At 51.7% G+C, this 12,150-nt stretch carries 7 protein-coding genes; 4 read left to right on the top strand and 3 right to left on the bottom strand.

Going from position 1 to position 12,150, the window contains the following annotated elements:
• The first annotated feature begins 32 nt into the window (after positions 1-32).
• Both LPB400_RS04635 and LPB400_RS04630 read left to right on the top strand, forming a co-directional pair.
• Entirely contained in the window at positions 33-1,202 is a 1,170-nt protein-coding gene (locus LPB400_RS04635; protein WP_070461404.1) for a glycosyltransferase, read from the top strand.
• A 153-nt stretch (positions 1,203-1,355) separates the two neighbouring features.
• Positions 1,356-1,865, top strand: a complete 510-nt coding sequence (locus LPB400_RS04630) for a cold-shock protein (protein WP_070461403.1) — start codon at positions 1,356-1,358, stop codon at positions 1,863-1,865.
• Between the two features lie 93 nt (positions 1,866-1,958).
• Here the strand turns inward: LPB400_RS04630 and smc are convergent, their stop codons facing one another.
• Positions 1,959-5,444, bottom strand: a complete 3,486-nt coding sequence (smc, locus tag LPB400_RS04625; RefSeq protein WP_070461402.1) for a chromosome segregation protein SMC — start codon at positions 5,442-5,444, stop codon at positions 1,959-1,961.
• Between the two features lie 361 nt (positions 5,445-5,805).
• Here smc and LPB400_RS04620 point away from each other — a divergent pair, with 361 nt between their 5' ends.
• Positions 5,806-7,245, top strand: coding sequence for a transferrin-binding protein-like solute binding protein (locus LPB400_RS04620; protein WP_107792408.1), 1,440 nt, complete (start codon positions 5,806-5,808; stop codon positions 7,243-7,245).
• Positions 7,246-7,304: 59 nt separating this feature from the next.
• Here the strand turns inward: LPB400_RS04620 and LPB400_RS04615 are convergent, their stop codons facing one another.
• A complete protein-coding gene (locus tag LPB400_RS04615) occupies positions 7,305-8,099 on the bottom strand; it encodes a thymidylate synthase (protein WP_107810843.1) in 795 nt (264 codons plus the stop codon).
• 414 nt (positions 8,100-8,513) lie between these two features.
• Here LPB400_RS04615 and gdhA point away from each other — a divergent pair, with 414 nt between their 5' ends.
• Complete coding sequence (gene gdhA, locus LPB400_RS04610) at positions 8,514-9,848, top strand: NADP-specific glutamate dehydrogenase (protein WP_107867725.1); 1,335 nt, start codon at positions 8,514-8,516, stop codon at positions 9,846-9,848.
• 64 nt (positions 9,849-9,912) lie between these two features.
• On the opposite strand, the gene recG is transcribed toward gdhA, so the two are convergent.
• On the bottom strand, positions 9,913-11,952 hold the full coding sequence (recG, locus tag LPB400_RS04605; protein WP_219089699.1) for an ATP-dependent DNA helicase RecG: 2,040 nt from the start codon (positions 11,950-11,952) through the stop codon (positions 9,913-9,915).
• Positions 11,953-12,150: the final 198 nt, after the last annotated feature.

The raw sequence follows: 12,150 nt of genomic DNA, 5'->3' as shown, positions 1-12,150 counted from the left end.
TCGCCGTTATCTACTTCCATAAAAAACACATCATGCATATTGTCGTTATCCCCTCTTGGTATCCTTCTTCCGAAACTGACGTGGACGGAATCTTTTTCCGTCTCCAAGCCCAAGCCCTGCAACGTGAAGGCATGAAAATCGGCATGGTCGTACCCATGTTCCGCTACTTGAGAAGTCAGCCGAAAACCATCTTCTCGCGCTTCTACGGCCTGCGCCGCCATCAGCAAGGCGGACTCAACACTTACGCCTACGACAGCATGTATTTCTTCCCGCGCTGCCCGGTTGTCGACATCGACCGCATCCGCTGGGTCAATGCAGGCATGAAAGCTTTTGAAGCCTATATCGCCGACAACGGCAAACCCGACGTAATTCACGCCCATTGCGTCAACTATGCCGCCATTTTGGCCTGTGCCATCTTCAAAAAATACGGCATTCCCTATGTAATTACCGAACACAGCAGCGCCATTTCACGCGGCCTTGTCCGAAAAAACCAATGGCCGTCCATGCACGAAGCCGTGCGCCACAGCGCGACCCGATTCGCCGTCAGCCGTGATTTCTGCCGCATTCTCGAAAAAACCTACGCCGGTACAGACTGGCAATACCTGCCCAATATGCTGGGCGGCAATTTTGAACAGGATTTCGAGTTCCCCGAAAAAAACAATCAAGACTTCACCTTCTGCAGCGTCTCCCACCTGCGCCACCTCAAAGGCCACGACCTGCTCCTGCCTGCTTTTGCCGAAGCACTCAAAACCTATCCGCAGCTCAAACTCAAAATCGGCGGCGGCGGCGTAGAAGAAGGCCGTCTGAAACAACTGGCAAGCGACTTGGGCATCAACCACGCCGTTACCTTTACCGGCGCATTAACCACCGACCAAACCCTGGATCTCATGCGCCACAGCAACGCATTCGTCCTCGCCAGCCGTACCGAGACCTTCGGCGTCGTCTATATCGAAGCACTGTCGCAAGGTTTGCCCGTTATCGCCACACGTTGCGGCGGCCCCCAATCCATCGTCACATCCGACAATGGCCTGTTGGTACCAATTGAAAACATACCGGAACTGACCAAAGCTTTGCTCACCCTCTACGAAAACCATGCACACTACGATCCCGTCCGTTTGCGCCAAGATTGCCTGCAACAATTCGGCAGCCGTGCCATTGCGCAACACCTGATCGACACCTTCCAAAAAGTGCTTAATAAATAGGCATAAACCATACAGGCCGTCTGAAATCCTTCAGACGGCCTGCCTGCTTCCAACAAGACAAATCTAGTGTAAATTTAAGACAATAACTAAACTTTTTGATTTAAAATCAGTCGAAGGAAAAATTGTTACCTACAATAATATCCCACATATATTATGCGCTATTACGGAACGATTACTCGCTGGAACAGCAAGCGCGGCTTCGGAGCCGCTACCATAGAAGACACAGGCCAAGAAATCTTTCTTGCCCTTGCCGCCTTCACCACCCTTACCCGCCTTCCGGCCGAAGGGCAACACATCTCCTTCAACATCACAGAAGGCCGACGCGGCCGCAAAGAAGCCGAAAACGTCTGCTTCGCCCTCGATTGCGCCGACTGCTTCGATGTCCTCGTCCCTCCCCCTGAAAAACCCCTCGCCGGCAAACAAGCTATCGTCGGCCTGATTGCCGTTATCTTCGTCTGCAGCATTTTCGCCGTCTTGTGGTACGGCCTCCACTTTTCCGACAACACACCGGAAGAGCCTGTCGTCAAAAAACAAGAAACCATGGTTCACGAAGTAGCCGCCAAAATCGAAGCCGAACGCAAAGCATGGCGCGATGCCGTCAACGGCAACAACCAACGCTCGGGGCAACCTCAACGCTCCAAAGATAATACTTCAAAACAATAACGCTGTATCCAATACAAAAAGGCCGTCTGAAAAAATGGGAAGATGAAATTATAGATTTCTTCCTCATTCTTTCAGACGGCCTTTGTTCTTACCTCAATTCGGCTCCGCCATTTCCAACGCCTGTTTGATGTTCACGGCGACGACGCGCGAGACGCCTTTTTCCTGCATGGTTACGCCGACGAGCTGCTCTGCCATTTCCATGGTCAGGCGGTTGTGGGAGATGTAGAGGAACTGGGTTTGCGCTGACATTTCTTTGACCAGATTGCAGAAACGCGAGGTGTTGGCGTCGTCCAGCGGGGCGTCGACTTCGTCCAGAAGGCAGAAGGGGGCGGGGTTGAGGCTGAACAGGGCGAACACGAGGCTCATGGCGGTGAGGGCTTTTTCACCGCCGGAGAGGAGGTGGATGGTGCTGTTTTTCTTGCCGGGCGGGCGCGCCATGATGGACACGCCGGCGGTCAGGAGGTCGTCGCCTATCATCTTGAGGGTGGCTTCGCCGCCGCCGAACAGGGTCGGGAAGAAGGTTTGGACTTTGCCGTTGACAGCGTCGAAGGTTTCTTTGAAACGCTCTTTGGTTTTGTCATCGATTTGGGCGATGGCTTCTTCCAAAAGCACGATAGCGGCCTGTACGTCTTCGCTTTGGCTGCGGTAGTAGCCGTCGCGTTCGCGCGCTTCTTCGAGTTCTTGCAGGGCGGCGAGGTTGACGGCGCCGAGGGCTTCGATTTGCTGGGTGAGGCTGCCGATGCTGTTGTTCAATACTTTTGGTGATTCTTTCGCCAACGCTTCGAGCGCGTCCAAATCGGCGGCGCGTTCAGTCAGGTTTTGATGGTAGCGTTTGGCGTTAATCAGGGCTTCCTGCTGCTGCAACAGGGCGGTTTGGGTGGCGGCCTGAAGCTGCGGCAGCTTGGTTTGCAGGGTTTGCACTTTAGCGTATTGCTCCCTGCCCTGCTCCTGAATCTGCGCGAGTTTCTCCTGTACAACAATATATTCTTCGTCCAAGGTCTGTACGGCTTCGCTTAATTCTTCAAGCTTGATGTGCTGCTCGTCGTTTTGGAACTCGGTTTCATAGGCGAGGGCAAGCTCTTGCTGGCGTTCCTGCCAGTCGAATGTTTGCTGTTCAAGCTGGGCAATTTGCTGTTGGTAGTTTTGTTTTTGCTGGTTGAGCTTGTGAACGGCGACTTCCGCCAGCCCGTATTGTCGGTTGGCTTCCAACAGGGCAAGCTGCGCCTGTTTCAGACGGCCTTGCTGCTCTTGGCGGCTGTGTGCGGTGGTTTGCTGCTGGTGTTCGAGTTCAGCGGCGGCCTCTTGCAAGGTAACGATGTCGTCTGCAAGGCCGTCTGAAGTATGTTGCAACACGGTCTGCTCTTCCGCCAACTGCGCCAGTTCGCGCTCGATGTGTTCGCGGCGGATTTGCCCTTGGTTGGTGCGCGCTAAAAGTTCGGCGGCGCGTTGCTGCGCTTGGCTGTATTGGCGCGTATGCTGCTGTTGCTGCTGCATCAGGTTTTTATGTTGCACTTCGGACGAGCGCACGGTTGCCTCCGCCTGTTTGAACGAGGCTTCGGCGGCGGAGAGTTCGGGGGCGAGGTTTTCCAGTTCGGACGCAATGCCGTCGAGACGGGCTTTTTGGGCAATCAGGCTTTCCTGCGCGGGTTTGGCATAGAGCAGGACGCTGACTTTATCGACCTGATGGCCTTCGGGCGTGAGCCAGATTTGGTGGGCGCCCAAATCGCTTTGATGCGCGAGGGCGTAGCTCAAATCGGGCGCGCACAATACGCCGTCGAGCCAGTGGTGCAATGCCGTCTGAAACGGCGGCTGCGCTTGGATTTGGTTCAACAATGCCTGTACGGGCAGGGATTTTTTGAAGCCGCCGGAGAGGTCGTCTGAAAGCCATGCCGCCTGCCCCTGCGGCAAAGGTGCGGGGGGAACGAAGCCGTGCGGCACGGCGCGGGCATGCAGGCGTTCAGCAAGGATGACGGACAAGGCGTGCTGCCACTCGGCGGGCGCGGTGATGTGTTGCCACAGCTGCGGCGCGGCGGCGTGGTCGGTTGCCTGCCAGAAGTCGGCGGCTTCCTGCTGTTGCGACAGGATTTGCGACAATGCCTGCTGCTGCGCCTGCAAGGTGATGTGTTGCTGCTTCAGGCTTTGGAAGCGGTTTGAGGCCGTCTGAAACGCCTCGCGGGCGGCGTGTAAGGCTTCTTCGGCGGCAATGATTTGCTCTTCGTAATGCTCTTGCTGGCTTTGCAACAAGGCGGCGGCTTCCTGCGCGGCTGTGGTTTCGGCTTCGTCGGGCAGGTTCAGGGCTTGGTTTTCCTGCTTCAGACGGCCTTTGCGCTCTTCGTGCTTGGCAACGGTTTGTTCGGCATGGGCAAGCTGCTGCTGCTTCAACGCCAGTTCGCGGCGGATGCGGTTTGCCTCGTCCTGCTGGGTTTGGAAGGCGGCGTTAAGCGTGGCTTGGGCTTCTTCCAATTCGGGCAGACGCTCTTCGTGTTCAGCAACCTGCATCGCCCATTCCGCCAATTCGGTTTGCTTTTCTTCGACGTATAACTCGTTTTCTTCCAGCTTGACGCAGATTTGCTGCTGCTCTTGATGGATGCGCTGCAACTGCGCCTGCGCCGCCTGCTTGTCGCGTTCGATGCGTTGGTGCAGGTTTTGCTGATGGCGGATTTGTTCTTCCAAACGGGCAATCTGCTCGCGCAACACGCCGCGTTTGTTGCTCAATTCGTGTACCGCCTGCTGCTGCGACTGCTCGGCGGTCTGCAAGGCGTGTACTTCGTCGTTTAACGCCTGAACCTGCGCGGCGGTTTCGTCCTGCTGCGCCTGCAAAGACTGATGCTGCGCGGTCGCCTTGTCGGCGGCGGCAAGCGATTGCTGCCATTGCGCGTAATCAAGCAAATCCTGTTGTTGGTTTAACTGCGCGGTCAGGGATTTGTAGCGTTCGGCGGTTTCCGCTTGTTTTTCCAGCTTTTCCACCTGACGCGCCAACTCGTTCTGCAAATCGCCCAAACGCTGCAAATGCTCGCGCGTGTCTTTCAGACGACCTTCCGTCTCCTTGCGGCGTTCCTTATATTTGGACACGCCCGCCGCCTCCTCGATATAGGCGCGCAACTCCTCCGGCCGCGCTTCGATGATGCGCGAAATCATCCCCTGTTCGATAACGGCATAACCGCGCGCGCCCACGCCCGTACCCAGAAACAAATCGGTAATGTCGCGGCGGCGCACGGTCTGATTGTTGATGAAATAAGTCGATTCGCCCTGACGCGTCAGCTGCCGCTTGATGCTCACCTCTGCATACTGCCCCCACGCCCCCTGCAAACTGTGGTCGCTGTTGTCAAACACCAGCTCCACCGAAGCTCTCGGCGCAGGACGGCGCGTTGCCGCACCGTTAAAAATCACGTCCTGCATACTCTCGCCGCGAAGCTGCTTCGCCGAAGCCTCTCCCAACACCCAGCGCACCGCGTCAATCACATTCGACTTGCCGCAGCCGTTCGGCCCGATAACCGCAACAAGCTGCCCCGGCACATGAATCGTGGTCGGGTCGGTAAAAGATTTGAAGCCGGAGAGTTTAATGTGGGTAAGGCGCATGGCAATGTTTCGAATCTGAAAAGAAGGCGTATTTTAACGGAAATACGCTGATCCGTTGAGAGAAAAGCATCCATAAAGTCCGACTGCTTTTTTATCTTCAAAAGGCCGTCTGAAAAGTTTGTTAAAAAGAAACAGACTAGTATTGAACTCACTAAACTATTTAAAAGAAATTCATATAAAACAATTAACTAAAAAAACACCTGCCCAACCACCTGCCCTTTGATTAATTTTTGTACAGAAATGCAAACAATCTGTTTATTTTTTTATGATTTATGGTTATTATCGGGCTTTAAAGGTTTAAAAATCAGATAAACGATATCTCCGACCTTTTCATCAAGCGAATAACGATACAGGGAATCTCATGTCAAACATCCAAACCAAACTTAAAACCATCGTTTTTACAGCCATCAGCGCAGCCATCTTGTCCGCATGCGGTGGTGGCGGAGGCGGCGGTTCATCTGCTTTAAGCACCGGCGCGACTCCTACCAATAATACCGGCAACTCTACTGGCAATAATGGCAATCCTGCCAACAATAACAGCAATGTCAACACTCCGAAAGCGCCGTCTACTACGCTTACCAACAGTGCCGACAACCTCGCCAAACTGACCGATGAAGATCCAATCGATCCGGCCAACGTTACCCAGCCTTTGCACACACATTTCATCTCCTCCAAAGGTGCACAGCAATCCAACCCTAACGTACAAATCCGCAAAGATGCCGCAGGCAAAATGTTCCAAACAGACAATCAAGACCGTAACCAAAATGGCCTGATCAGTTCTATTGACTTTAACAGCAATGATGAAGTCAAAATGGACGGCGTTGTGTTATTTAACAAGACCACTGATGGCAACGCAACCCAAACTACATGGACAAGCTACGCTTCTGTTATTGCCAAAGTATATTCAAAAGGCAATACTCAAACTGATGTCAGCGAACAAACGGGCAAAGAGAAAAATACCGAATTCGCATACGGCAAATCAACTTTGGATGAACGTATTGTTGAACTTTATAAGAAGTTAGAAGCTGAAAAAGAAAATCTAAAAAAAGAACAAAACTCAGAGTCTGGCCAAGTTGATCATGACAAAATAAAGGAAATTAAAGCTAAAATTAGAGACTTAGACGCTTTATACCAAAAAAATCTGCAACATCGTACTGGTCTGGCAACCTTTAATAAAATTGACAGCGATAAGTTAGCCTACTTCCGCACTGATAAAAATGGCTTAGTCTTCGATAAACAATTCGATGGCGTTTATGTTATCAACTTTGATGACGGCACCAAAATTGTGTTGCATGATCCTTCTGCGGCCGGCTGGACATATCAAACCTTCGCGTATTACACCGACCCTAAAGGACATGTATACCAAGGCTACCAAAGCCTGGGCGATGAAACTGTCTTCACAACCCTGCCTGCTAAAGGAACAGCCACCTACAAAGGTATTTCCACTGCCTATGTGGTTACCGACAAGAACAATCGTCAGTTGACTTCCAATGTCATGGCTATCGTTGATTTCGGCCTCAAAGGCGTCCGTTTTGAAACGTCAAACTCACACTTCCATACTTTAGAAAATGGTAAGCGCGTATCCAAAGCAGATAACAACTATGATTTCAAAGGTACGGCAAGCTGGAAAGACGGCAACCTCTTCTCCGGTAAAGTCAGCACGGCCGATGACAAGTTAAGCGGCAACCTGAACGGCAAATTCTACGGCCCCAATGCTGCAGAAATTGGCGGCACTTACGGCTTGAAAAACAAAGATGCAACCGAACACTTAATCGGTGGCTATGGCGCGAAACGTCAATAACCCTGCCTAAACAAAAGGCCGTCTGAAGTTTCAGACGGCCTTTTTATTTTCAACTTAGATTACACCGATACGGCTGCTTTGATATGCGGATGCGGATCGTAGCCTTCCAATTCAAAGTCTTCAAATTTAAATTCAAACAAGTCTTTGACTTCAGGGTTGATTTTCATGGTCGGCAGGTTTCGGAAATCGCGGCTTAATTGTAGCTGGGCCTGCTCGATATGGTTACTGTACAAATGCGCATCGCCAAACGTATGGATAAACTCACCTGCTTCCAGTCCGCATACTTGGGCCATCATCATGGTCAACAATGCGTAGCTGGCGATGTTGAACGGTACGCCAAGGAAAATATCGGCGCTGCGTTGGTAAAGCTGGCAAGACAGTTTGCCGTTGGCAACGTAAAACTGAAACAGCGCGTGGCAAGGCGGCAAGGCCATTTCATCGACCAAAGCCGGATTCCATGCGGACACAATCAGGCGGCGCGAGTCGGGATTTTTCTTGATTTGTTCCACCACGTTGGCAATTTGGTCGATATGGCGGCCGTCGGGTGCAGGCCAACTGCGCCATTGGTAGCCGTAAACCGGGCCTAAATCGCCGTTTTCGTCCGCCCATTCGTCCCAAATGGAAACGTTGTTCTCTTTCAGGTATTTGATGTTGGTATCGCCTTTGAGAAACCAAAGTAGCTCATGAATAATCGAGCGCAGATGCAGTTTTTTGGTGGTTAACAGCGGAAAGCCTTCACTCAAATCAAAACGCATTTGGTAACCGAACACGGAACGCGTGCCGGTGCCGGTACGGTCGGATTTGTCGATGCCATTGTCGAGAACATGGCGCATAAGGTCGTGATAGGCTTTCATGTGTTTCCTTAATGTGTGTGTTGTGGGAATTTCGTGTGTATTGTACCGAATTTTCAGACGGCCTGCCTCTCTGTCTTCAATGAGGCAACCTTCCCCATATTCGCGTAATACACTCATTAACAATGTTGACAATTCAGCACCAATTTACACAAATTTTTGAGCTGAATTAAATTTTTACAAAAAAATTTTCAACATTTTCTAGTTTAATTACCAAGCATTTTATTTTTATTATAATATATTTAATAAAATATTTTTAAATATTTTTGATTAAGTTTGAAATATAATTCCATTTTTACAAATTAGTAAAAAAATAATGTCAACAATTTAGGTAAAATTTTTCTTGGCAAGTAAAATTTTTACAGCTATATTTCAAAACATAAATATTGAAACATCTCACTCAATAGGAGTAGAAAAATGACCGATCTGAACACTCTATTTACCAATCTCAAACAACGCAACCCCAACCAAGAACCCTTCCATCAAGCCGTTGAAGAAGTGTTCATGAGTTTGGATCCGTTTTTGGCGAAAAACCCGAAATACACCCAACAAAGCCTGCTTGAGCGTATTGTTGAACCGGAGCGCGTGATTATGTTCCGCGTCACTTGGATGGACGACAAAGGCCAAGTCCAAGTCAACCGCGGCTACCGCATTCAAATGAATTCCGCCATCGGCCCTTACAAAGGCGGCTTGCGCTTCCACCCTACTGTCGATTTGGGCGTATTGAAATTCCTCGCTTTTGAACAAGTCTTCAAAAACGCGCTGACCACCCTGCCTATGGGCGGCGGCAAAGGCGGTTCCGACTTTGATCCTAAAGGCAAATCCGATGCCGAAGTAATGCGCTTCTGCCAAGCCTTTATGACCGAACTCTACCGCCACATCGGCGCCGATACCGACGTCCCTGCCGGCGACATCGGCGTAGGCGGCCGCGAAATCGGCTATCTGTTCGGCCAATACAAAAAAATCCGCAACGAATTTGCTTCCGTCCTGACCGGCAAAGGCCTCGAATGGGGCGGCAGCCTGATTCGCCCTGAAGCCACCGGCTACGGCTGCGTGTATTTTGCCCAAGCCATGTTGGAAACCCGCAACGACAGCATCGAAGGCAAACGCGTGTTGATTTCCGGCTCCGGCAACGTGGCGCAATACGCTGCCGAAAAAGCCATCCAACTGGGTGCAAAAGTATTGACCGTTTCCGACTCCAACGGCTTTGTCCTCTTCCCTGACAGCGGTATGACCGAAGCGCAACTGGCCGCTTTGATCGAGCTGAAAGAAGTACGCCGCGAACGCGTGGCCACTTACGCTAAAGAACAAGGCCTGCAATACTTTGAAAACCAAAAACCGTGGAACATTGCGGCCGAAGTCGCTCTGCCTTGCGCCACCCAAAACGAATTGGACGCAGACGCTGCTAAAATCCTGCTGGCAAACGGTTGCTATGTGGTTGCCGAAGGTGCGAACATGCCGTCAACTTTGGGCGCGGTCGAACAATTTATCAAAGCCGGCATCCTCTACGCTCCGGGCAAAGCCTCCAACGCCGGCGGCGTAGCAACTTCAGGTTTGGAAATGAGTCAAAACGCCATCCGCCTGTCTTGGACACGCGAAGAAGTCGACCAACGCCTGTTCGACATCATGCACAACATCCACGAATCCTGCCTGAAATACGGCAAAGTCGGCGACAAAGTGAACTACGTCAATGGTGCGAACATTGCCGGTTTCGTCAAAGTAGCCGATGCCATGTTGGCGCAAGGTTTCTAAACCCCTATCCAGCCAAATCAAAGGCCGTCTGTTTTCAGACGGCCTTTTTCTTTTCATGAAAATTTTATACGCCCAAATAGCCTTCCCTACTGGAAAGCCATCTTGCTAGATGTGCTTCGACGATTTCAGGGTTTTGCTCAATCAGCAAAGGGGCGATTTCGCGCGCTTGTTCTAAAAGGTGTAAGTCTTCTTCAAGGTTGGCGAAGCGTAGCATGGGGACGCCGCTTTGGCGCGCGCCAAGAAATTCGCCGGGGCCGCGGATGTTGAGGTCTTGGCGGGCGATTTCAAAGCCGTCGGTGTGTTCGTAGATGACTTTCAACCGTGCTTTGGCGAGTTCGCTCAAAGGTTCGGCAAACAGGAGGACACACACGCTTTCTGCCACGCCACGCCCTACCCGTCCGCGTAATTGGTGAAGCTGCGCCAAGCCCATGCGCTCGGCGTGTTCGATCACCATCAGGGCAGCGTTGGGCACATCTACGCCGACTTCGATGACGGTGGTGGCAACCAAGACGTTCAGACGACCTGCGGCAAATTCCGCCATGACTTCGGCTTTTTCGGCGGCTTTCATGCGCCCGTGTACCAAGCCGATGCTGAGTTCGGGTAAGGCTGCCTGAAGCTGCTCGAGGGTTTCGGTGGCGGTTTGCAGTTGCAGGGTTTCACTTTCTTCAATCAGCGGGCAGACCCAGTATGCCTGCTGCCCTTTGCGACAAATATTAAGGACAAAGCCTTCAACTTCGACGCGGCGGACGTTGTTGACGAGGCGAGTCTTAATCGGCGTACGTCCGGGCGGCAATTCGTCGATGACAGACACGTCTAAGTCTGCGAAAAAACTCATGGCAAGCGTGCGCGGAATGGGCGTGGCGGACATCATCAGTTGGTGGACGTCGCGCCCTTTGTTTTTAAGGGCAAGGCGTTGAGCAACACCGAAACGGTGTTGTTCGTCCACAATCACCAAGCCGAGATTTTGAAACTCGACGTCGTCAGAAAACAGGGCGTGCGTGCCGACGGCAATTTTGACAGAGCCGTCAGCCAGTTTGGCTTTGGCTTCGTCTTTGGCTTTTTTGCGCTGGCTGCCTGAAAGCCAAACGACTTCAAGCCCTAACGGCTCAAGCCATTGTTTGAACTTGATGAAGTGCTGTTCGGCAAGGATTTCGGTCGGCGCCATTACAGCCACCTGCGCACCGGATTCGATAGCAGTCAAAGCAGACAAGGCGGCCACAATGGTTTTGCCGCTGCCAACATCGCCTTGCAGCAGGCGGTGCATGGGGTGGGTTTGCGCCATATCGTGGCAGATTTCGGAAACAACTCTTTCTTGCGCATCAGTCAGGGCAAACGGCAAAGCGTGGCGCAGGGCTTGAGTCAATGTGCCGTCGCCACCCAATGCCGTGGCCGAGCCGCTGACGCGCTTCTGCCGTGCCAAGCGCATAGAAAGCTGTTGCGCCAAAAGTTCGTCAAATTTGAGCCGTTGCCATGCAGGCAGCGTGCCGTCTGAAAGTTGATGAATGGTGAAGCTTGGCGGCGGCGAATGCAAAAGGCGCAGGCTTTCGGCAAGGTGCGGCAATTTCAGACGGCCTAATAAAGCATCAGGCAAGGTGTCGTGCAACGGCGTAACGTCCAAGGCCGTCTGAATAATACGGCGCAAAGTGGGTTGATTTAAACCGTTTACGGTCGGATAAATCGGCGTAAGGCTTTCTGCCAAACCGCTGCTCTCGGCATCGCGGATTTTAGGATGAATCATCTCGTCGCCGTGAAACCCGTGCTTGATTTCGCCCACGGCGCGGATGCGCTTGCCGACCGCCATCTGTTTCTGGTTGCTGGCATAAAAGTGGATAAAGCGCAGAAAAAGGACGCTGCCGGAACCGTCGGCGATTTGGACAATCAGCTGCTTGCGCGGCTTAAATGTCACTTCCTGATGAATGACTTCGCCCTCAACCTGACACGGCACGCCGATTGGTGCATCCTTAATCGGCATGATGTGCGTCTCATCCTCATAACGCAACGGCAGGTGCAACACCAAATCCCATGCGGTATGGAGGTTGAGTTTCTCGAGCTTCTTAGCGGAAACATCGGTAATTTTGAGCTGTTTTTGGGTTTCGGGCGTCATCTTAAAAGGCAGCTGATTTAAAGTTTGCTGTATTTTATCCGAAAACAAAAAGGCCGTCTGAACGCAATGTTTCAGACGGCCTTCAAAGCTGAATACTTGAAACAAATGAATATTTGAAAATACGCCGGCTATCGAATCAACTTCAGCCATTGTTAGAAAACAGCTTTCAAAAAAGAAGGATGTTCAATCCATACTTTT

The sequence above is a fragment of the Neisseria perflava genome (genome assembly GCF_019334725.1).
Classification (GTDB): domain Bacteria; phylum Pseudomonadota; class Gammaproteobacteria; order Burkholderiales; family Neisseriaceae; genus Neisseria; species Neisseria subflava_A.
This window is presented reverse-complemented; position numbering and strand designations above follow the sequence as displayed.